The following is a 22,832-nucleotide window of genomic DNA, read 5'->3' as shown; positions in this document are numbered from 1 at the left end:
TGGGTTGCGGACGCCCTACCTCACGCGCCGCCAAGCGCCTCTTCGACAATCTCGATCCAATGACGCACCGGCGTGCGCCCCGCGCCGGCCAGATGCGTCTGGCAACCGATGTTCGCGGTCGCAATCAGCTCAGGCTTGCCGCTCTCCAGTGCCGCGAGCTTGTTGTCGCGCAGCTGCTTCGAAAGCTCCGGCTGCGTGATCGAATACGTGCCCGCCGAACCGCAGCACAAGTGCCCGTCGGGCACGGCGGTCAACTCGAAGCCGCAGCGCTGCAACACGCGCTCCACCGCGCCGCCCAGCTTCTGCGCATGCTGCAGCGTGCACGGACAATGAAACGCAAGGCGCTGCTGGCTTTTCACCTTCAGCGAGTCGATATCTTCATTGGCGAGCACCTCGACCAGGTCGCGCGTCAATTCGCTGATCCGCTGCGCCTTCGCCGCATAACGCGGATCGTCGCGCAACAGTTCGCCATACTCCTTGACGAACGCGCCGCAGCCGCTTGCGGTCTGCACGATCGCTTCGATGCCCGCTTCGACCGCGGGCCACCATGCATCGATATTGCGGCGCGCGCGCTCGAGCCCCGCTTGCTGCGCATTCAGGTGATACTCGGTCGACCCGCAGCAGCCCGCCTGCGGCACGTGCACGATGCTGATGCCGAGACGGTCCAGCACGCGCGCGGTCGCGGCATTCGTATTCGGCGACAGCGACGGCTGCACGCAACCTTCGAGCATCAACATGCGCCGCGTGTGCCGCGCGGCAGGACGCGGCTTGGCAGGAATGTGGGGCGCCGGAATCTTGTCGCTCAAGGCCTGCGGCAACAGCGGCCGCACCGCGCGTCCAGCCTTCAGCAGCGCGCCGAATACGTTGGTGCGCGGCACCACATGCTGCAGGCCGCGGCGCAAAACGCGCTCGCGCATCGGCCGCTCGAGCTGACGTTCGAGTTCGGCACGCCCGATGTCGAGCAACGAGTGATAGCGCACGCCGGACGGGCACGTGGTTTCGCAATTGCGGCAGGTCAGGCAGCGGTCGAGATGAAGCTGGGTCTTCTCGGTCGCGGTCTCGCCTTCCAGCAGTTGCTTGATCAGGTAGATGCGGCCGCGCGGTCCGTCGAGCTCGTTACCGAGCAACTGATAGGTCGGGCATGTCGCATTGCAGAAGCCGCAATGCACGCATGAGCGCAGGATTTCGTCGGCTTCCTCGGCACGCGGCAGGCTGCGTGCGTGAGCGGAAAGATTGGTCTGCATGCTGTGCCTTTACTTCAATGAGCTTCAATGAGCTTCAATACGCGTCACAGGTCCGCATACATGCGGCCGGGGTTGAAGATGCCGTGCGGATCCAGCCGCTGTTTCAGTTGCCGGTGCAGGCGCATCACCGGCGCGGCAAGCGGATGAAACGGCTCGACGCCGGCTGCCGGCGTGAAACACGTCGCATGGCCGCCGGCCGCCTGCGCGATGCCGCGAATCTGCACCGCGCTCGCGCTGCTCTTTAGCCAGCGTTGCGCGCCACCCCAGTCGAGCATCGTGGTGCCGGGCAAGGCTTCCATCTGCGAGCGGGTTTGCCCGACATCGGGCACCGACACGCGCCACAGGCACTCGGGCCCCGCGAAGAACGGCAAACGCTGCTCGCGCAGATCGGTCCAGAACGACGCATCGATTTCGCTGCCGCCAATGCTGCGCGCCGCGTTTTCCACCGAAGACGTACCGCCTTCGAGCCGCACATGCAGCGCGTCGCCGAGATGGCAGGCGCCGCTGATCGGCAGGCCCGCCCTGCGCCATTCGACGCTGCGCGCAAGCGCTTCGGTTGCGCTCGCTACGATGCGCAGGCTGCGCTGCGCGCGCGGTTTCGGCAGCACCTTCAACGACACTTCGGCGATCACGCCGAGACAGCCGAAACTGCCCGCCATCAGACGCGACACGTCGAAGCCCGCGACGTTCTTCATCACCTCGCCGCCAAAACGCACGTACTTGCCTTCGCTCGTGATCAGCCGGCAGCCGAGCACGTAGTCGCGCAGCGCACCGGCCCACGGTCGGCGCGGACCGGACAGGCCGCTGGCAACCGCGCCGCCGATCGTCGCCGCACCGCCGAAGGCCGCCGGCTCGCACGGCAGCATCTGGCCGGCGGCGTCGAGCACCGCGTCCATCTCCGCGACCGGCGTACCGGCGCGCAGCGTGATGATCAGTTCGGTCGGATCGTAGTGCACGACGCCGCGATGCGCGCGCATATCGAGCGTCTCGCCGTCGACCGGCCGGCCGAGTGCTGCCTTGCTGTCGCCGCCGCGAATGCGCAGCGGCATGCGCCGCGTCGCTGCGTCGCGCACCTGTTCGATCAACTGGATGCTGTGATCGCTCGCTTCGAAGTCGCGCTGCATCAGAATCGCTCCAGTTCGGGAAAGGGCAACGCGCCGCGATGTATGTGCATCGCGCCGAATTCGGCGCAACGATGCAGCGTCGGTACGTTCTTGCCCGGGTTCAGCAGGCCCTTGGCATCGAAGGCCGCTTTCACCGCATGAAACACCGTCAGTTCGTCGCTGTTGAACTGCGAGCACATCTGGTTGATCTTTTCGCGGCCCACACCGTGTTCGCCGGTAATGCTGCCGCCCACTTCGACGCACAGCTCCAGAATGCGGCCGCCGAGCGCTTCGGCGCGGTCCATTTCGCCGGGCACGTTTGCATCGAACAGGATCAGCGGATGCATATTGCCGTCGCCCGCGTGGAACACGTTCGCGACACGCAGGCCGTATTCGGTGGACAACTGCGCGATGCCATTCAGCACACGCGGCAATTCGCGGCGCGGAATCGTGCCGTCCATGCAGTAGTAGTCGGGCGAAATGCGGCCGACTGCGGGAAAGGCATTCTTGCGGCCCGCCCAGAAGCGCTGACGCTGCGCTTCGTCCTGCGCGAGGCGCACTTCGGTCGCGCCCGCTTCGCGCAGAATCGCATCGACGCACGCGATATCTTCGTCGACGTCGGACTCGGCGCCGTCGAGTTCGCACAGCAGGATTGCTTCCGCATCGATCGGGTAGCCGGCCTTGACGAAATCTTCCACGGCGCGAATCGCGAGGTTGTCCATCATTTCGAGGCCGCCCGGAATCACGCCCGCGCCGATGATCTTCGCCACCGCACCGCCCGCTTTTTCGACGTCGTCGAAACTGGCGAGCAGCACCTTCGCGGTTTGCGGTTTGGTCAGCAGCTTGACCGTCACTTCGGTGACCACACCGAGCATGCCTTCCGAACCCGTGAATAGCGCAAGCAGATCGAAGCCCGGGCTGTCGAGCGCCTCGGAGCCGAGCGTCACGCGCTCGCCTTCGATCGTCACCATCTCGACGCGCAGGATGTTGTGCACCGTCAGGCCGTATTTCAGGCAATGCACGCCGCCGGCGTTTTCGGCGACGTTGCCGCCGATCGAGCAGGCAATCTGCGACGACGGATCCGGCGCGTAGTACAGACCGTATGGCGCTGCCGCATGCGAAATGGCGAGGTTGCGCACGCCGGGCTGCACGCGTGCGAGGCCGGCATCGGCGTCGATCTCGAGAATCCGGCTGAAGCGCGCCATCACCAGCAGAATGCCCTTTTCCAGCGGCATCGCGCCGCCCGACAGGCCGGTACCGGCGCCGCGCGCGACCACCGGAATCTGCTGTTCGTGCGCGTATTTCAGCAGCGCCTGCACCTGCTCGACCCGCTCCGGCAGCGCGACCAGCAGCGGCGTGGTGCGGTACGCAGACAAGCCGTCGCATTCGAACGGCCGTAATTCTTCGCGTGAATCCAGCAATTGCAGGTCGGGCACCAGCCGCCGCAGCGCGTCGGCGACGCTCGCGCGGTCGTGCGATACGAGCGCTCCGTCGAGCTTCTCGTCATACAGGTAGCTCATCGTGTTTCCTTTGCACCTTTCTGCGGCGGGTGGTCAACTGGTCGACCACCCGACCAGCGGTCATGCTAGGGATCGGATCGGTGCCCGGATACCGGTGAAAACCCTGGTGAGGGGCGCGGTCGTGGTGGCTCAGTCCGCTTCTGCAGTCAGCATGTCGACCAGTTCGCGCGAGAACTGCGGCAAGTCCTTCACGCTGCGCACGCAGATCTTCAGCTTGCGCTCCGACCACGCGTCGTTCAGCCGCACGATGCGGATGTTCATCGTGTTCGCGTGACGCAGCGCGACCGATTCCGGCACGATGCCAATGCCGACGCCCGCCGCGATCATCCGGCACGCGGCTTCGAAATTGCCGACCTGGATGCGCAGCTTCACGCGCCGTCCAAGCGCATCGGCGGCGATATTGATAAACGAATGGATCGCACTGGAGGTAGGCAGCCCGATGAAATCTTCATCGAGCGTTTCGGCGAAATCCGCCGATTCGCGCTGCGCGAGCGGATGCTCGGGCGCCGTGACCAATACGAGGCGGTCGTCGCGATACGGCAGCATTTCCAGATGCCCGATGTCGACATTGCCCGCAACGATGCCGATATCGGTCGCGCCCTCCGCCAGACCTTTGACGATCTCGCCGCTCAGCACTTCGCGCAATTCGATGTTGACGTCCTGATGTTCGCGCAGAAAGCGGCTGAGCGCCGCCGGCAGAAATTCGCTGATCGCCGTCGTGTTGGCCCACACGCGCACATGGCCTTTGATGCCTTCGCCATAATCCTGCATGTCGGCAGCGAGCCGCTCGATCTGCTCCAGCACGAGGCGCGCGTGGCGCACGAAGCTTTCGCCGGCCGGCGTCAGCGTCATGCCCTGGCTGGTGCGATACAGCAGGCGAAAACCCAGCCCCTCTTCGAGATTCTTGACACGGTTGCTCGCGGCCGGCGCGGACAGATGGCAACGGCTCGCGGCGCGCGCGAGATTCTTCGTATCGGCAAGGGACGCCATCAGGCTCAGATCAACGAAGTCGAAATGCATGGAACAGACCAACGGTAGCGCGGAGCCTGCATGGTACCGCGACCGGGCCCGTATCGACGTTTGCGTGCCGCGACCTTTCCGGCACGCGCCGGGAGGCGCTGCCAGTGCATTGGCTACCTTAGCGGCTGCACTGACGCACGCCCATCGGAAACACGCTATTTGCTTCGAGCGAGCGTTTTTGCCGCATCGCTGACAGGTTGAAACCCATACGCCGCAAATGTCGCCTGCGCTCCCGGCGTCAGAACGAACAGCGCGAAGCGCAACGCAGCCGCCTGCCGCGATGCGTTGAGAACGACCAGCCCGTAGTCAGCCTCGACTTCGAGTCCGGCGGGCAACGCTACCTTCTCGACGTCATCGGCGCGCGAGCGCGACTGTGCGCTGCAGTAGCCGACAAACATATCGGCTTCATGCTGCCTGAAGAAATATCGGACGGCATCCTGTCCAGCCGGTACCGCCGGACTCTGCGGGCCGCCTACCAGTTGCCGCGCTTTTCCACTTAGCGTCGCAAACGAACCGCTGCGCAGGCCATCCGCGCGGGAAAACATCTCCCACGTATAGTCGCCTCCCGGGTCGGACTTCGGCGTGGACGTGCCGAGCTTGAGAGCCGGGTCCAGCATTTTGTCCAGTACGTTCGAGGTTGTCAGCCCGAGTCCGGCTCTTCCCGTCACGCATAGCTGGTTGCGTGCAAACACGACCGGCGGCAACGCTTTCCCTGCAGTTGCCAGACGCTGCGGATGCTCAAAGTTCGCTGAGAAAAACAGGTCAGGGTCTGCACCGTTTTCGATCCTCTTCGCGAGGCCGCCGGCGGGTCCATAGACGGTTTTGAAAGTCACACCATAGCGCTCGGTGTATTGCTGCTCGATCTCCTGCATTGCGCCACGCAAGCTGCCTGCGGAAAATACCGTTAGCTCGGTCGAATCAGGCTGTGCTGGAGACGCTGCCCATGCACTGGACAGACTCAGGACAACAGGTAGAACAACAAATCGCGCTGGGAATCTCATGGTCTGCTGGGCTCGATGAAATTTGTGGAAGTTGCGCGTGCGCGGCACGCACGCTTCGAGGTTGGCTTCGTCAGGCATCGCATCAATAGTCGAACTCGAGCGCCGCCATGAACGTTCGCGGTGTGCCAAGGTATGCGGTGTTTGCGCCGGGACTTCCGACGATATTGCCGTCAGCGATCGACGAGTAGTATTGCTTGTTGGTCAGGTTGATCACCTGGAAGCGAAAGGTGGCGTGGTGACCCAGCACGCCATTTGAATATCGCATGCCGACGTCAAACGTCGCATAGGCCGGCGCGAACGAGTTATTCGTATTGGTCGCAGCGCGCTCGGTTTCGAAATGGACGGCACCCGTAAAGGCCAGGCCGTATGCAAAGGCCGGGTGATAGTCCGCGGCGAGATCGCCCTTGAACTTCGGAACGCCCACCACCAGCTTGTCGTTCGTCGACGCGCGGCCGGTATCCTGCAGCCTGGCGTCAATGTAGGTGACGCCGCCGAACAGACTGAGATCGGATGTTGCATCTCCCTGAACGAACAGTTCTACACCCGCGTTTCGCTGTGTGCCGACCACCGAGAAAACGTTGGTCACGGCATCGGTGCTCGCGAGAGGACGGGTCATCCAGAATGCCGCGGTACTCACGAGGAAGCTTTCATTGAGCGCGTACTTTGCGCCCACTTCGTACTGACGATCGCGGTACGGCGACAGGAACTGATTCACGTTAGCCGATCCGGCCGGCGCCTGTTCTCCCTCTTCCACGCTGTTGGAGTAAGTGGCGTACGTGGTCAGCGCCGAGGTGGGCTTGTAGATGATGCTGACGGTCGGACTCAGCACGCGATTTTGCGCATCGGTGCTGGTTTCCTTGCCCGCTGCGTTAAAGCTTTTCTGATGGATGAACGAGGTGCTCAACACACCTTGAACCGCCCACTGGCTATTCAGGTGCAGCGTATCGCCCACCACAATGCTTTGCTCGAACAACGTCGCCGAGCGGAACTGCCCGCCGTTCGCCGGCACCGGCGGCGCGGAAAACACCACCGGGTTCGCGAGGTTGGCATTGCCGAGTGTCGTGGCAATCGAGTTGCGGTACGAGTATTGCCCGTTGACGAAGCCATTGGTGCCAATGGTCAGGTCGTTCATCATCCCCAGAACGGCGAAGTGCCCGTTGAGCGCAGCGGTATTGCTGAGAATCGAAAAATGCGGAACCGCGTTGAAGTTTTTCGTGACCGTATAGTTGCCGTGGTCATCGATCAGCGCATTGGTGATGCCGAACAGACCTCGCTCAGCGTTCTGATACAGGCCGCCGATTTCAAAATTCCACTGGTCGTTGATGGCATGTTTCAGCTTGACCGAGGCCGTGTTCGTCTCGAGGTCCGTGCCGGCGCCGGGCTGCCCATAGCCGAGCCGTGTGGCGTCGACAGCGGGCGGCAGGAACGTGCTCTTGCCGCTGTCGTAGGTAATGCTGCCGGGCAGCCCGGTCACCTTGGTTGAATAGTGGCTGAAATCGGTCTCGATGACGGTATCGCGATCGATATGAAAGTCCAGCCCTGCGCTCAGCAAGGTGCGGTTGCTGTTGCTTTCGGGCGCCCAGCTTTGCCCTTCACCGTGCACGAGATTGAAGCGGTAACCGACATTCCCTGCAGGGCCGATGCGTCCGCCGATATCGGCCTGCTCGGTAAACACGCTGTCGGAATCGTAACCCTCGATAAAACGGAACAGCGGCTGATCGGTCGGACGCTTCGATATGTAGTTGAATGTGCCTGCAGGGGTCTGCGGTCCGTATAACGAACCGGCCAGACCATTGAGCACCTGCACTTCCTGCAGATTCTCCGCGGCAATGGCCGTTGTGCCGATCACATTGAAACCGTCGAGCCGGGTGTTCTGGACGATCGATCCCTGGAAGCCTCGCGATTGCGGGCGCGATACCTCGTAGCCTTGCTGGTTGCGGATCATGACGGAAGGCAGATAGCGCAGGGTCTCGTTGACCGTCGACAGTTGCAGGTTCGTTATCAGGTCCTGCGGCACCACGGTCACCGAGGCGGGCGTGTCGCGGATCGCGCGTGTGCCAAGCGGGCCGAGATCCGCGCCGCTGCTGAAGTAGCGAGGCGTCGCCGCGTAACCGCCCTGGTCCGCCGGCGCCGTCACCGTGACCGGAGGTAACTCGACGGCAGACGATGCTTCCTGCGCATGGCTTGTCCCGATCGACGAAGCCAGAACCGCGGATCCCAACACCCATTCCCTAGCATTCATTTGCCACAAATCCCTGTTTGAGTTTTTGATGAAACAGCAAAAGTTGTTTCGATATATACAACTGAATATAACGAGGTGAAAAAAAATGGACCGCCCCGATAGCGGTCCTCTGTTCGTAGCAGTGGAGTCAGGTCAGGCCATCGAACAACCATACGCTCACCGGTTCGCCGGCCCTGACCGAACCCTGGTCATGCGCGAGCACGATGAGGCCGTTGGCCTCGGTCATGCTGCGCAGGATGCCGGCCCCTTGCGAGCCGATAGTGCGAACTTCGTATTCGCCGGTGCTGCCGCGGTATACGTAGCCGCGCTGAAATTCAGTGCGCCCCGGCCTTTTGCGTATCGCGGACACGCTCCTCGCGTTCAGCACAGGCATCGGTTCCGATCTTGCACCCGCGAGCCTGAGCAAGGCTTCCCGTGCGAACACGTAGAACGTGACCAGCGAAGCCACCGGGTTGCCGGGCAACGCAAACAGCCATGCCTCACGTCCAGTATCGGTGCGCAGGCGGCCAAAAGCGACCGGACGGCCAGGGCGCATCGCAACCTTCCAGAAGCTCACCTCGCCCATCTGCGCCATCACATCCCGTGTGTAATCGGCATCACCCGCACTGACACCACCGCTCGTCACAACGGCGTCGGCCTGCTCCACAGCGGTCTGAAGCGCTGCCCTCAATGCATCGCGATTGTCGGGTAACAGCCCCAGGTCGATCGGCTCCATGCCGAGGCGCTGCAACGCAGCGATCAGCACGTACCGATTGCTGTCGTAAATGCAGTTCGGTGGAAGCGGCTGCCCCGGCGACACGACTTCATCGCCGGTCGAGAACACGGCGACGCGCAGCTTGCGCATCACGTCGATATGCGTCATTCCGAGCGACGCGAGCAGCCCGATGTCCGCGGGTCTTAGAACGCGCCCGGCAGGCAACGCGGGCTGGCCGCATGCAAGGTCTTCGCCGCGCCGTCGACGATTTTCACCGGCCTTGACTACGCCTGCCGGAATCGAAATCTGGTCGCCTGCAACCTCGCACAGTTCGAACGGCACCACGGTGTCGAGACCCGGCGGCATCACGGCGCCCGTCATGATGCGCACGCATTCGCCCACACCCACGCCATCTACCGGCGCGCCGCCTGCGAACACCGTCGCCGTCGATCGCAGCGTGTGAGGGCCATCGATGGACAACGCTGCACCGTCAAAGGCATAACCGTCCATCGCAGAATTGTCGTGCGCCGGCACGTCGATTGGCGATATCACGTCGGCCGACGTGATCCGGTTGATTGCCTGAGTAAGCGGAACGCTCTCGGTTTGCGCGAGCGGCCGGAGCACCGCGTGAATCGACGCTTGCGCTTCGTCCACGCTGATATTGTCTTCCCAGCGGCAAGCGGGTTCGGTCCCGGATTGGCCGAAGCAGTCGAATCTTTAGGGGATGTCATTTCGCAGTCCGCGCAGTCGTCATCGATGCGATGCCAAGCGCTTCAATGTTTGATCAATAGGCAACGCAAGTGCCAGCGCGAGGTCCGCAATCGCAGGAATGTCATCGATATGCGCGTGCGGAAGCGGCGGCTCCACGCCCTGCGCGTCGCTCACCACGCCCACGATATGGCGGTCGTTGGCCCATATCCATGGCTTGCCATTCGCTACGCGGTGCACCTCGATCCGGGCGTGTGCTTCAGCCTTGTACCCTTCGACCACGACAAGATCCACCGGGCTGAGGTGAGGCAGCAGGTCGACGAGCGCCGGCTCCGGCGCGCCTCGCAGTTCGTGCATGATGGCCCAACGGCTGCCTGAAGCCACCAGAACTTCAGTCGCGCCCGCCTCGCGATGGGCATACGAGTCCTTGCCCGGCTGGTCGAAATCGAACGCATGATGCGCGTGCTTCAGCGTCGATACGCTGAGCCCCCGGCTTTTCAGCACGGGGATCAGCTTCGCGATGAGTGTCGTCTTGCCGGCTCCGCTCCAGCCCACGAACCCTATGACGCGCATCAACCAACGGTGCTGGCAACGTCTGCACGTTCAGCCCGTACCGCACAGAACTTGAACTCCGGAATCTTGCCCGACGGGTCCAGTGCCGGATTGGTCAGCAGGTTTGCCGCAGCTTCCGCGTAGCAGAAAGGCATGAAGATCATGTTCTCAGGTACGTCCCGATCGGAACGCACCTTGATCTCGATCGCGCCACGCCGGGTGAACAGCCGGGCAAACTCGCCGGGCTGCAACTGCAGGCGGCGCATATCCTTCGGCGACATCAGCGCGACGGCTTCCGGTTCGATGCCATCGAGCACGTTGGAACGCCGGGTCATGGAGCCGGTGTGCCAGTGTTCCAGCACGCGGCCGGTAGAAAGCACCATCGGATAGTCTGCGTCAGGAATTTCGTCTGGTGGCCGGATATGGGCAGGCACGATCCGCGCGCGGCCATTGGCCGTCGGAAATCCGCCCGAGAAAATAATGTCGTTGCCGGGCACGCTGGGGCCATCCACCGGATAGGTCACCGCGCCTTCCCGCTCCAGTCGCTCCCACGTGATGTGGTTCAGCGACGGCATAACCTGCGTCATCTCGGCGAACACGTCGGCGGGACCCTGATAGCTCCAGTCGAGGCCCATGCGCTGCGCGATCTGCTGGATGATCCAGAGGTCCTGACGCGCATCGCCGGGTGGTTCGATCACTTGCCGCGCCAGTTGAACGCGTCGATCCGTATTGGTGAAGGTCCCCACTTTTTCCGCGAACGCCGAGGCCGGCAAGATCACGTCCGCATGAAAAGCCGTCTCCGTGACGAACAGATCCTGCACCACGAGGAACTGGAGTTTGGCCAATGCCTGCCGGGCATGCTGCAGATCCGGATCGGACATCGCAGGATTCTCGCCTTCGATGTACATGCCGGTGATCGTTCCCGCGTGTATCGCGCCCATGATCTCGACGACGGTCAGGCCCGCCTGCGGATCGACTTCCTGTTGCCAGACCTGCTCGAAGGGCTCGCGCAGATCGGTGCGCGCGACCGACTGATAGTCCGGCAGGAACATCGGAATCAAGCCCGCGTCCGACGCGCCCTGCACGTTGTTCTGCCCTCGCAGCGGATGCAGCCCTGTGCCCGGACGGCCGACCTGGCCGGTGACGAGCGCCAGTGCAATCAGGCAACGGGCGTTGTCCGTGCCATGCACGTGCTGGCTGATGCCCATGCCCCAGAAAATAATCGAAGCCTTCGAGGTGGCGTAAAGCCGCGCGACCTCGCGCAGCGTCTGCGCCGGAACGCCGCAGATCGGCTCCATCTTCTCAGGCGAGAACGCGAGAATGCGTTCCTTCAGGTCCTCGTAGCCTTCCGTGTGGTCTGCGATGTACCGCTCGTCGGTCAGGCCTTCCGTGATGATCGTGTGCAGCATTGCGTTGAGCATCGCGACATCGCTGCCAGGCTTGAACGCAAGATGCATGTGCGCATGCCGCGACAGGGTTTGCCGGCGCGGATCCATCACGATCAGTTTGGCGCCGCGTCGCGCCGCATTCTTGAGGAACGTCGCCGCAACCGGGTGGTTCACCGTCGGGTTGGCGCCAATCACGACGATGACTTCTGCGTCCAGCGCTGCTTCAAACGGCGCCGAAACCGCGCCCGAGTTCAGCCCTTCCATCAGCGCCGCAACCGACGACGCGTGACACAACCGCGTGCAGTGGTCGACGTTGTTCGAGCCGAAGCCGGTACGCACCAGTTTCTGGAACAGGTACGCTTCTTCATTGGAGCCCTTCGCCGAACCGAAGCCGGCGAGCGCCTTGACGCCCTGTGTATCGCGGATCGTCGCAAGCCCGCGTGCCGCGACGTCGAGTGCTTCCTCCCATGTCGCCTCGCGGAAATGGGTGTACGGATTGGCGGGGTCGACCTGATCGGTCCAGTCCTTCTTCGCGTTCGGCAGGCGGATCAGCGGCGTCGTCAAACGATGCGGATGGTGGATGTAGTCGAAGCCGAAACGCCCTTTCACACACAGGCGGTTGTGATTGGCCGGGCCGTCCTTGCCGTCCGCGTACAGGATCTTGTTGTCCTTCACCTGATACGTGACCTGGCAACCGACGCCGCAGAACGGGCACAGCGAATCGACCTGTTTGTCCGGATAGTTGACGCGCGTCTGCTGATCGTCGAGCAGCGACGCGGGCATCAGCGCGCCAGTCGGACACGCCTGCACGCACTCTCCGCACGCGACGCAGGTTGACTCGCCCATCGGATCGTCGAAGTCGAACACGACCTTCGCCTGGTGGCCCCGATACGCCATGCCGATCACGTCGTTTGCCTGAACTTCGCGACACCCGCGCACGCACAGGCCACATTGAATGCAAGCGTCGAGATTGACGCGCATCGCGGTGTGACTCGCATCCCCTTCCCAGCGCTGCGCGGCGGGAAAGCGGCTCGAGTTCACGCCGGTTTTGTCGGCCCAGCGCCAGAATTTCGAGTCTGGGTCGTGCGAGGTGGCGCGCGCCGGCTGATCGGCGACCAGCAGTTCCATCACCATTCTTCGCGCCGACTCCGCACGGGCGCTCGCCGACTTCACCTTCATTCCCACTGCCGGCGTGCGCTTGCAGGAAGCAGCCAGCACGCGCTCGCCTTCGATCTCGACCATACACGCGCGACAGTTGCCGTCGGCGCGATAGTCCGGTTCAGGCGAGTAGCACAGGTGCGGGATCTCGGTGCCGAGCCGTTTGGCCACCTGCCAGATCGTTTCGCCAGGCGCGGCTTCAACCGTCTGTCCGTCGAGTTCAAACTGGATGGAATTCATTGCGTGAGCTCCCGGGCCGGAAACAGTTCGGTGAAGTACTTGATGACGGTCGCCAACGGATTCGATGCGGCCTGACCCAGGCCACAGATCGACGCGTCGCGCATCGCCTGACTCAGTTCGCCGAGCAGTTCCTCATCCCATACCTCCTCGGCCATCAGCTGTGCGGCTTTCTGCGTTCCCACGCGGCACGGCGTGCACTGGCCGCAGCTTTCGTCTTCAAAGAAGCGCATCAGATTGAGCGCAGCCTGCTTGACGTCGTCCTGGTCCGAAAGCACCACGACGGCAGCCGAGCCGATAAAGCACCCGTATTTTTCGAGCGTTCCGAAGTCGAGCGGAATATCGTCCATCGCAGCCGGCAGGATGCCGCCCGATGCGCCGCCCGGCAGATATGCGCGGAAACGGTGTCCGTCAGCCATTCCGCCGCAGAACTCTTCGATCAGTTCGCGAATGGTGACGCCGGCGGGCGCCAGTTTGACGCCCGGGTGCTTCACGCGTCCCGACACCGAATAACTGCGCAAGCCGACACGCTCGTTGCGGCCATGCGCCTTCCACCAGTCCGCGCCTTTCTCGACGATGTCGCGCACCCAGAACACGGTTTCGACGTTGTTGATCAGCGTGGGGCGACCGAACAGACCCACCTGGAACGGATAGGGTGGCTTGTGCCGCGGATAGCCGCGCTTGCCTTCGATGCTTTCCAGCAGAGAGGATTCTTCGCCGCAGATGTAGGCGCCGGCACCGCGCCGCAGGTGCAGCACCGGGCCGCCCGGCGGAAGCTTGTCGATCTCGCGCGCAAGAATTTCGCGCACGGCCGGATACTCGTCACGGATATAGATGTAGACCTCCGGCGCTTCGACAACATGAGCACCGATCAGCGTGCCCTCCAGGAAGCGGTGAGGATCGCGCTCGAGGTAGTAGCGGTCCTTGAAGGTTCCGGGTTCGCCCTCGTCACCGTTGATCGCCATCAGACGCGGCCCCGGCACGCCCAAAACGGAGCGCCATTTGCGGGCAGTCGGAAATCCCGCCCCGCCCAGACCGCGCAGGCTCGAATCGTCGAGCGCTTTCAGCAGGTCTTCCGTTGCCAGTGCGCCCGAGCGCAAGCGTTGCAGCAGCTGGTAACCGCCGCCCGCCACGTAGTCCTCGTATTCGACATATTGCGGCAGGTGAGCATGGGTATCGTTGCGCTGCGCGGTATCCAGCACGGCTTGCGCCGTCGCGTGATCGACAAAATTGTGGCCGACTTCGGCTACCGGCGCGGTGTCGCAGCGGCCGACACACGGCGCGCGAACCACCCGCACGCCCGGACCCGCGGTTTCCTGCAGCTGCGCCAGCAGTTTTTCGGCGCCGAGCATCGCGCAGGTCAGGGAGTCGCACACGCGGATAGTCAGCGGCGGGATCGCCGGGTCGCCCTCCTTGACGACATCGAAGTGTGCGTAAAAGGTCGCCGTCTCGAACACCTCGGAGAACGCCAGCTTCATCTCGTCGGCAAGCGCCGCCAGATGCGCGGCAGAGATCTGGCCGTACGTGTCCTGAACCAGATGAAGATGCTCGATCAGCAGGTCGCGTTGCCGCGGCCGGCTGCCGAGCAGTGTCTCGATCTCATGAGCCGCCTGCGGATCGATCATCCGCCCCTTCGGCGTGGCTTTGGCCTTGCGCCGTCCCGCACCGGGATGCTCGAAGATCCGGATCGTCTGTTCGTGCTGACTCATGGTTTACGTCTCCGATACCGCACCAGCGCGACAGGACCTCAGCGCCGTCGCCGCGAATTCTCGCGCGGGCCGCCCGCCTGTCCGCGGGCTGTGTAGCCAGCGGGGCACTTATGCAGTCTGTTTTCAGGTATTGCGGGTAATGGGCAAACGCCCAGCTTTCGAGCCTCGCCACCGGGAGGTGGCAAGCAGCCACGATTGTCGGTCGCGTTTTCGATATGTTTTCCAGACTATATCGAACCTCGACAGGTCGGAAAATATGAAATTTGACTACCGGAGTTAGCGTTATGTAATGTCGCGGCTATGGCGAGCAAGCGCTGGCAAGTGCGCCTGGACCACGCGATCGACCTCTTCCTGCAACAACCGGTATTGCGCGAGAACCGTTTCGCCCAGTTCGGTGATCCTCGCGCCACCGCCACCCGAGCCGCCTTTGTTCGCCTCGACGAGCGGCGACCGGAAACACTGGTTCATGGTCTCGACCAGCAGCCACGCACGCTTGTAACTCATGCCGAGACGACGGCCGGCCGCCGAGATCGAGCCGGTTTCCTTGATGGCCGTCAGCAGATCGGCCTTCCCCGGCCCCATGGCGATATCGGTTGCCAGCAACAGCCGGATCTGAACGTCGTAGGTGAATGTCGTGCGGTTGCCCGCACCGCACCCGGCCGCGCCGGATACCTCTGAAACCGGGCTCTGGGCTGCGTCGACTCGCGTCTCGACGGCGCCTCGCGTCGCAGCCGACACATCGGGTGATGAGGTCGCGCTCATGCCTCAAGCAGCATGTCGAAGTTGCGTGCGTCCTTTTCGACGCTCAGGCGCAATGCTGGAACTGCGTTGATCTTGCTCATCACCCTCTTCCAATGTCATCCGAGTTCAATGATATGGCCTGCGGGCACGGCAGTCGATTCGAGATACCGTTTTTGGCGTAGGGGTTGAAGCCGTAAACGGAAAAAGGGTTACAGGCAAGAACCTGCAACCCTTCGACACACACCGCTATGGGTGGGCGAGCGTCATGAAGACTGATTCGCCACCACCTCCATCCGCTGGCTTTCTGCCCCAGCGCCGGCCAGTGTTTCCGGCGCAATCGCCTCGAGCGTCTGGCGGCTCGTTTCGATACGCAGTGCAAGAATCGCCGCGCTCATCAGCAGCAACACCGCGCTCACCATCGACACCACGCCCGTCACACCGAACTGCGTGTACAGCACGATCGCCACATAAGGTGTCGACATCGAAGCCGCGCGCCCGCAGGTGCCGGCCACGCCGGTGCCGCGCAGCCGGTGCGTGGTCGGGAACAGCTCCGGGATATAACCGAACAGCCCGAGCGTGCACACCGTATAAATGGTCGTCACCAGCGCGAAGCCGACGATCGAAATCGCCGCGGCATCGCGCATATGCACGTACACGTAGCCGAGCACCACCGTCAGCACCGAGAACAGCACCAGCCCGTTGCGGCGCCCCAGGCGGTCCGCGGTGAAGTAGCCGACCACCGCGCCCGCCGGTGCGCCAAACGACATCAGCAGCACGAAGCCGAGCGACTGCACGATCGTCAGCCCCTCCTTGACGAAGAAGGTCGGCAACCACGCCACGAAGCCGTACAGCGACATGTTGATCGCCATGCAGGTCAGCGCGGCCACCAGCGTGCGCCCGAGCATGCCGCGCTCGAACAGCGCGGAAAACGGCGTGCGCGGCGCTTCGTGATCGAACACGTGCGCGACCGGCGGCAGCTTGCCGACCTTCGCCGCCACTTCGCGCTCGATCGCGGCGACCGTCGCTTCCGCTTCCTGCAGGCGGCCGACCGTTTCGAGCCAGCGCGGCGATTCCGGCATCCGGTGCCGCAACACCCACACGATCATCGCGCCGATGCCCGCAATGCCGAACATATAGCGCCAGCCCAGATGCGGAATCACCCAGTAGCCGATTGCAGTCGCACCGAGCAGCCCCGAATTCGTAATCAGCGCGAGCAGCGAAATCCAGCGGCCGCGCGTGCCCGGCGGCACGAATTCGCTGAGCGTGCCGGCCGCCACCACCAGTTCCGCGCCGAGGCCGATGCCCATCACCAGCCGCAGGAAAATCAGCCAGTAGATGTTCGGCGCAAACGCCGCGGCAATCGAAGCCAGCCCGAAGATGGCCAGATTCGCCTGATACGAATAGCGACGTCCGAAGCGGTCGCCCAGATAGCCCGACAAGCCGGCGCCGAGCATCATGCCGAGAAAGGTCGCCGAAATGAAGAACGAGCCGACGTGCAGATCGGTAAAGCCGCTCTTCACCATCGCGGCGAGCGAACCGTTCGCGAGATAAATGTCGAACGCGTCGAGGAAAGCACCGGCGCTGATCAGGCCGAGAATCTTCCAGTGAAAGGTCGAAATGGGCAGGCGGTCGAGCCGAGCGCCCGAATTGACGATAGCCAATTCAGTCTCCAATGTGAATTTGTTCGTAGCCGCATTCGCCCGGTGCTTTCTGTAGGTGCACTTGCCGGGTTGAAGCTAAAGCTAAAGCTCAATCTCAAGCGATGGTTATCGCTTGAGATCGAGCGAATGGCGGACGCGCCTTAGGTGCGTGCGTAAAGCGTGCCTTTATAAGGGCCGTGAAGCAATTTGCATTTTCCAAAGGCGGCCTTCAGCAAAATCGAATGCGTCATGCGGGGCGCCGTGGCGTAGCGGCAATGCGCTCGGCCTTCAGGATCACCGGGGCGTCGACCATCTTGCCGTCCACTGCAACCGCTGCGCCGCCGCTTGCGCGGACTGCTTCCAGCACGCGCTTCGCCCAGTCGTACTCGGCTTCGCTCCATGCATAGGCGCGATGCACGGCGGCGAGCTGCTTCGGGTGAATGCACAGCTTGCCGCCAAAGCCCAAGCGCCGCCCGAGGCGCGCATCGGCTTCGATCGAAGCGGCATCGTCGAGCACGGTCGATACGCCGTCTACGGGAGCCGCAAGCCCCGCGAGTCGCGATGCGAGCACGATGCCCGAGCGGAACACGATCAACTCGTCTTCGTTGGCCTCCATGCCGAGATCGAACTGGAAATCGAGCGTGCCGAACAGCAAACGGTCTACGCCAGGCGCGCCGCATAGTTCGTTTAACCGTGTGTAGCCGAGCGCCGATTCGATGATCGGCGATACCGTCAAGGCCGCATGCGCACGCTCGCGGATCGTAGCGATCGACGCAGTTTCCTCGGCCTTCGGCAAGACGAGGCCGGCTACGCCGGGGTGCGCGGCTAGCGCGGCGACGTCGTCAGCGAACCATTCGGTTTGCGCGCCGTTGATGCGCACGTAAACCGGTGCGGCTGCGTCGAGTCCATTCGCTATCGCGGCGCGCGCCAGTGCTTTTTCAGCGGGCTGCACGGCATCTTCGAGATCGAAGATCACGGCATCCGCGCCGGCCGCACGCGCCTTGACGAACCGTTCGGGGCGGTTGCCCGGCACGAACAGATACGAGCAGTGCGGCGCGCTCATGCGGCCGCTGCCGTCAAGCTGCCAAGCAACGAGCCGACGCGCGGCTGCGTGGTGACGTGCCATGCGCTGTCGAGTAGTTGCGTGGCCTGAACCTCGTCCAAAGCGCCGGAAAATTTCACCAGTTGCTTCAGCTTGATCGAAATCTCGTCGCGCGACAGCGTGTTGCCGGGGTCGCCCTTCGGTTCGTCGACGCGTCCTTGCAGCACGCGTCCATCGGTGGTGTAGACGGTGACCTTGCCGATCCAGCGTGCGGGATATGCGTGGTCCACTTCCTCGTCGTACTCCATTTCCACCTTGCCGCGAAACGCGACCACCGGGTCCGCGAGGAAATGCTGCTCGAACTCGTTGACGCCCGCAAAACCGTAATGGCCGACCAGCGCGAGCACGGTGCCCATGTTGAACTTCGCCTGATGAACTGTTTTCGGTTCGACCACCGCGCCCAGCACGTCGATGGCGCCCTGGTGTACGTGCGTTACGACACGCGCAATGTCCTGCGCGCGGATCTGATGTTTGACAAGCACGTCGATCAACGCATCCGCTGCCGGATGCGTATGACGGCATGCCGCGTGATACTTGAACGAAGTCTCGACGGTGGCCCAGCGTTCGCCGAGGCGGTCGAGCAGTTTCGCCGGATCGGCGTCGCTCGACATACCGGCCGCCATGCCCTTGCTGCCTTCAAGGATGCGCTTCGCACCCTTGAAGCCGTCGGCGGCCAACTCCGCGGCCATCAGGCCGTTCGCTGCCGCCATTGCGGTGTGCAGCTGCTTCGAATCGGCCGCATCGCGCAGAAATTCCCACAGTCCCGCGGCCTGCGTGCCGGCAGAACCAAACGCGTCGAGCATCGCCTGCGGCGACAACTTCAGCATGCGTCCCGCAGCGGCAGCGGCCGCCACCGTACCCGCGGTGCCCGTGGTGTGAAACACCTTGTAGTGCGAACGCCCGAGAAACTCGCCGACCCGGATCCCCACTTCATAACCCACCACCGCAGCCGTGATCATGTCGCGGCCCGATGCGTTCAACTGCTGCGCCAGCGCCAGCACCACCGGAAACACCACCGCGGCCGGATGAAACACCGAGCCGTTGTGCACGTCGTCCTGCTCGACGAAATGCGACGCCGCGCCGTTCACCATCGCCGCGAAAAACGGCGTGGTGCGGCTGCCGTCGATCAGCACTTCGGCGGGACCGTCGTCCGGCCCCATCGTGCGTGCGAAGCGCGCAATGCTTTCGACCGGCCGCGCCCCCTTGCCGCCCAGCGCCGAGCCGAGCCAGTCGACATACAGGTTGACGGTGCGCTCGACGACCGAAGCCGGGATCGCATCGAATGCGAGATTGGCCGCGAAGGCGGCGAGCGCCTCGCTCTGGTTGCCTTCGATATGCAAGGTGGTGGTTGTCATGGGTGTCGTCTCCGGAATGCTTGAACAGGCTGCGTATGTTTGAGGTGTTTGCCCGCGGGCAGGAATGCCGTGCATTGCCGCTCAGACCGCGCCGGCGCTGCGCAATGCATCGATACGTGCCGCGTCGTAGCCGAGCTCGCGCAAGATCGCATCGGTGTGCGCGCCGAGCGCGGGCACCGCGTCCATGCGCGGCGCAAAGTTATCGCCGAGACCCGGCGGCAGCAGCGCCGGCACCATGCCCGCTGCCGTGCTCACTTCCCGCCAGCGCTCGCGCGCCTTCAATTGCGGATGCGCCCATACGTCGTGCATCGAATTCATCTGCGCATTGGCAATGCCGACCTTGTCCAGACGCTCGACCACTTGCGCCGCGCTCAGGTTCGCAAACGCCTGCACGATGATCTCGCGCAACGCATCGCGCGCTGCGCTGCGTTTCGAGTTCGTCGAGAAGCGTTCGTCGGTAGCCAAAGCGGGCTGCTCGAGCACCTCGTCGCAGAACAGCTTCCATTCGCGCTCGTTTTGCAGGCCCATCATCACGATGCGGCCGTCACCCGCCGCAAACGGACCATACGGATAGATCGTGGCGTGAGCCGCGCCTGCCAGCGCCGGCGGCTTTTGCCCGTCGAACGCGTAGTACATCGGATAGCCCATCCACTCGACCATGCTCTCCAGCATCGACACGTCGATGCGGCAGCCCTTGCCGGTGCGGCCACGCAGCAGCAGCGCGCTCAGGATGTTCGAATACGCGTACATGCCCGCGGCGATGTCGGCAATCGAGCAGCCCGCTTTGGCAGGTGCATCCGGCGAACCCGTGACCGATAGAAAACCGGCTTCGCTCTGGATCAGCAGGTCGTACGCTTTCTTGTCGCGATACGGGCCGTCTTCGCCGTAGCCCGAGATATTGCAAACGATCAATTGCGGATGCTTTGCGCTCAGCGCTTCGTAACCGAGCCCGAGTCGCTCGGCCGCGCCCGGCGCGAGGTTTTGCACCAGCACGTCCGCATCGGCGATCAGCGCGGCGAGAATCTGCGCCGCTTCAGGCTGCTTCACATCGAGCGTGAGGCTTTCTTTCGAGCGGTTGGTCCATACGAAATGCGACGACAGCCCATGCACGCGTTCGTCGTAACCGCGCGCGAAGTCGCCGGCGCCGGGACGCTCGACCTTGATTACGCGCGCGCCGAGATCCGCCAGCTGGCGGGTGCAGAACGGCGCGGCAATCGCGTGTTCGAGCGTGACTACCTTGATCCCGTCCAAAGGTCTGATCGACATCGCACAGCCTCCTTAGAACGAACGCGGCAGGCCGAGGATGTGCTCGGCCACGTACGACAGGATCAGGTTCGTCGAAATCGGCGCGACCTGATACAGCCGCGTTTCGCGGAACTTGCGCTCGACGTCGTACTCGCACGCGAAGCCGAAGCCGCCGTGAAACTGCAGGCACGCATTGGCCGCTTCCCACGATGCATCGGCTGCGAGCAGCTTCGCCATATTAGCCTGCGCGCCGCACGGCTCGTGCGCATCGAAACGGCGCGCCGCGTCGAAGCGCATCAGGCTCGCGGCCTCGACGTTGACGAACGCGCGCGCGATCGGAAACTGCACGCCCTGGTTCTGCCCGATCGGACGGCCGAATACGATGCGTTCTTTCGCGTACTGCGTCACCTTGTCGATAAACCAATAGCCGTCGCCGATACATTCGGCCGCGATCAGCGCGCGCTCGGCGTTCAGACCGTCGAGAATGTACTTGAAGCCCTTGCCCTCTTCGCCGATCAGGTTTTCAGCCGGAATCTCGAGGTTGTCGAAGAACAGCTCGTTGGTCTCGTGATTGACCATGTTCGCGATCGGCTGCACCGACATGCCGTGCCCGATCGCCTCACGCAGATCGACGATAAAGATCGACATGCCTTCCGATTTGCGCTGCACGTCCGCGAGCGGCGTGGTGCGCGCGAGCAGAATCATCAGGTCCGAATGCTGGATGCGCGAAATCCACACTTTCTGCCCGTTGATCACGTAACGGTCGCCGCGCTTGACCGCGGTGGTCTTGATCTTCGTCGTATCGGTGCCGGTGGTCGGCTCGGTGACGCCCATCGACTGCAGCCGCAGTTCGCCGCTCGCGATCTTCGGCAAGTAGCGCTGCTTCTGCTCGGCCGAGCCGTGGCGCAGCAGCGTACCCATGTTGTACATCTGCCCGTGGCACGCACCTGAATTGCCGCCCGCGCGATTGATCTCTTCCATGATCACCGACGCCTCGGTAAGGCCGAGCCCCGAGCCGCCATATTCCTGCGGAATCAGCGCGGCCAGCCAGCCGGCTTCGGTCAGCGCGTTGACGAACTCCTCGGGGTAGCCGCGCGCTTCGTCGATCTTGCGGAAGTACTCGCCCGGAAACTGCAGGCACAGGTCACGCACCGCTTCGCGGATGTCGATGAAGGTATCTGAATGGCTCGTTTGCATGTTCGAAAGCGAATGGGGTACGGGGTTACGTTGCTGGTACGTCGGGCGTCAGGCGAGCGTTGCGCTCGCGTGCATCGTCAGATAGCCGTCGTGGTCTTGCGCCCACAACGCGATCGTCTTGCCGTCTTCGGACGGTTTGCCGCACACGGCGAACGGACGGTTCGCAAAGGTCGGGCGCACCGCGCGGAATTCGAAACCGCGCAGCAGCGCGTGTGGCAACTCGCGATGCACGAGGTCGACCAGCAAGGTGGCGATCAGCGGACCATGCACGACAAGGTCCGGATAACCTTCTTCCTGCGTCACGTACGGGTAATCGTAATGAATGCGGTGGCTGTTGAAAGTCAGCGCCGAATAGCGGAACAGCAGAACCGGGTCGGGATGGATCGCGCGGCTCCATGTGGCGTCGCCGGGGGCGCGCTCCGGCACCTTGTCGGCTTCTGCGGGCGAAGGCGGGTCGCGATACGCGATGTCCTGCTGCTCTTCGATCGCCACCCGGCCGTCTTGCGTGATGCGGTGCGACACCGTGACGAACACCAGCTTGCCGGTACGGCCTTCTTTTTCGCGGATGGTCTCGATCTTCGAGATGCGGGTGGCAGGGCCGCCTACGTTGAGCGGTGCATCGAACGACAGCCGTCCACCGGCCCACATGCGGCGCGGCAGCGCCACCGGCGGCAGAAAGCCGCCACGCTGCGGATGGCCGTCGGCACCGGTTTCGGCTAACGGCGAGACCGGCAGGAAGTACAGCCAGTGCCACAGCGCCGGCACGATTTGCGGCGGTGCGGGACGGTCGAGGGTTGCGGCTAGCGCGCTGATGGGGAACGGCGCGAGGTAGTCATCCTGGGATGCTGTGCGGCCAACCCATGCCTCGAGCGGCTGACTGGTTTCGGTCATGTGTGCGTGTCTCCGGCAGATTGGCTATTTGACAGCCATCATGCACTGGACGCGCGGCTTGAAGAAGTTGTTATTGCTTAAGGGG

General features: G+C 63.4%; 17 protein-coding genes. All 17 read right to left on the bottom strand.

Features of this window, described 5'->3' with window-relative positions:
- Window positions 1–20: 20 nt before the first annotated feature.
- The 17 genes from glcF to ACYVNQ_RS21405 all read right to left on the bottom strand — a co-directional run bounded on the left by glcF (window position 21) and on the right by ACYVNQ_RS21405 (window position 22,747).
- Window positions 21–1,244, bottom strand: coding sequence for a glycolate oxidase subunit GlcF (gene glcF / locus ACYVNQ_RS21485; protein ID WP_460904598.1), 1,224 nt, complete (start codon window positions 1,242–1,244; stop codon window positions 21–23).
- A 44-nt stretch (window positions 1,245–1,288) separates the two neighbouring features.
- A complete protein-coding gene (gene glcE, locus ACYVNQ_RS21480; protein ID WP_460904597.1) occupies window positions 1,289–2,368 on the bottom strand; it encodes a glycolate oxidase subunit GlcE in 1,080 nt (359 codons plus the stop codon).
- Window positions 2,368–3,867, bottom strand: a complete 1,500-nt coding sequence (glcD, locus tag ACYVNQ_RS21475; protein WP_460904596.1) for a glycolate oxidase subunit GlcD — start codon at window positions 3,865–3,867, stop codon at window positions 2,368–2,370. The genes glcE and glcD overlap by 1 nt, the downstream gene beginning before the upstream one ends.
- A 129-nt stretch (window positions 3,868–3,996) precedes the next feature.
- Entirely contained in the window at window positions 3,997–4,887 is an 891-nt protein-coding gene (locus tag ACYVNQ_RS21470; RefSeq protein ID WP_460904595.1) for a LysR family transcriptional regulator, read from the bottom strand.
- A gap of 155 nt (window positions 4,888–5,042) precedes the next feature.
- Window positions 5,043–5,966: an extracellular solute-binding protein gene (locus ACYVNQ_RS21465; protein ID WP_460904594.1), complete on the bottom strand. Its 924-nt coding sequence runs from the start codon at window positions 5,964–5,966 to the stop codon at window positions 5,043–5,045.
- 4 nt (window positions 5,967–5,970) lie between these two features.
- On the bottom strand, window positions 5,971–8,130 hold the full coding sequence (locus ACYVNQ_RS21460; RefSeq protein ID WP_460904593.1) for a TonB-dependent receptor: 2,160 nt from the start codon (window positions 8,128–8,130) through the stop codon (window positions 5,971–5,973).
- Between the two features lie 127 nt (window positions 8,131–8,257).
- A complete protein-coding gene (moeA, locus tag ACYVNQ_RS21455) occupies window positions 8,258–9,484 on the bottom strand; it encodes a molybdopterin molybdotransferase MoeA (RefSeq protein ID WP_460904979.1) in 1,227 nt (408 codons plus the stop codon).
- Window positions 9,485–9,574: 90 nt separating this feature from the next.
- Complete coding sequence (mobB, locus tag ACYVNQ_RS21450; RefSeq protein ID WP_460904592.1) at window positions 9,575–10,108, bottom strand: molybdopterin-guanine dinucleotide biosynthesis protein B; 534 nt, start codon at window positions 10,106–10,108, stop codon at window positions 9,575–9,577.
- A complete protein-coding gene (gene fdhF / locus ACYVNQ_RS21445; protein ID WP_460904591.1) occupies window positions 10,105–12,870 on the bottom strand; it encodes a formate dehydrogenase subunit alpha in 2,766 nt (921 codons plus the stop codon). The genes mobB and fdhF overlap by 4 nt, the downstream gene beginning before the upstream one ends.
- Window positions 12,867–14,576, bottom strand: coding sequence for an NAD(P)H-dependent oxidoreductase subunit E (locus ACYVNQ_RS21440; RefSeq protein ID WP_460904590.1), 1,710 nt, complete (start codon window positions 14,574–14,576; stop codon window positions 12,867–12,869). Before ACYVNQ_RS21440 ends, fdhF begins: the two co-directional genes overlap by 4 nt.
- A 282-nt stretch (window positions 14,577–14,858) precedes the next feature.
- On the bottom strand, window positions 14,859–15,338 hold the full coding sequence (locus ACYVNQ_RS21435) for a winged helix-turn-helix domain-containing protein (protein ID WP_460904589.1): 480 nt from the start codon (window positions 15,336–15,338) through the stop codon (window positions 14,859–14,861).
- A gap of 242 nt (window positions 15,339–15,580) precedes the next feature.
- The gene (locus tag ACYVNQ_RS21430) at window positions 15,581–16,978 is read right to left on the bottom strand and encodes an MFS transporter (RefSeq protein ID WP_460904588.1); all 1,398 of its coding nucleotides are present in this window, start codon (window positions 16,976–16,978) and stop codon (window positions 15,581–15,583) included.
- Window positions 16,979–17,204: 226 nt separating this feature from the next.
- Entirely contained in the window at window positions 17,205–18,020 is an 816-nt protein-coding gene (locus ACYVNQ_RS21425; RefSeq protein WP_460904587.1) for an HpcH/HpaI aldolase/citrate lyase family protein, read from the bottom strand.
- Window positions 18,017–19,414 carry an MmgE/PrpD family protein gene (locus tag ACYVNQ_RS21420; RefSeq protein ID WP_460904586.1) on the bottom strand — a complete coding sequence of 466 codons (1,398 nt, stop codon included), beginning with the start codon at window positions 19,412–19,414 and terminating at the stop codon, window positions 18,017–18,019. Before ACYVNQ_RS21420 ends, ACYVNQ_RS21425 begins: the two co-directional genes overlap by 4 nt.
- Window positions 19,415–19,495: 81 nt before the next feature.
- Complete coding sequence (locus ACYVNQ_RS21415) at window positions 19,496–20,674, bottom strand: CaiB/BaiF CoA transferase family protein (RefSeq protein WP_460904978.1); 1,179 nt, start codon at window positions 20,672–20,674, stop codon at window positions 19,496–19,498.
- Window positions 20,675–20,692: 18 nt separating this feature from the next.
- Complete coding sequence (locus ACYVNQ_RS21410; protein ID WP_460904585.1) at window positions 20,693–21,856, bottom strand: acyl-CoA dehydrogenase family protein; 1,164 nt, start codon at window positions 21,854–21,856, stop codon at window positions 20,693–20,695.
- Between the two features lie 48 nt (window positions 21,857–21,904).
- Entirely contained in the window at window positions 21,905–22,747 is an 843-nt protein-coding gene (locus ACYVNQ_RS21405) for an HTD2 family dehydratase (protein WP_460904584.1), read from the bottom strand.
- Between the last annotated feature and the right edge of the window lie 85 nt (window positions 22,748–22,832).

Source organism: Paraburkholderia jirisanensis (assembly GCF_054782355.1).
This window is presented reverse-complemented; position numbering and strand designations above follow the sequence as displayed.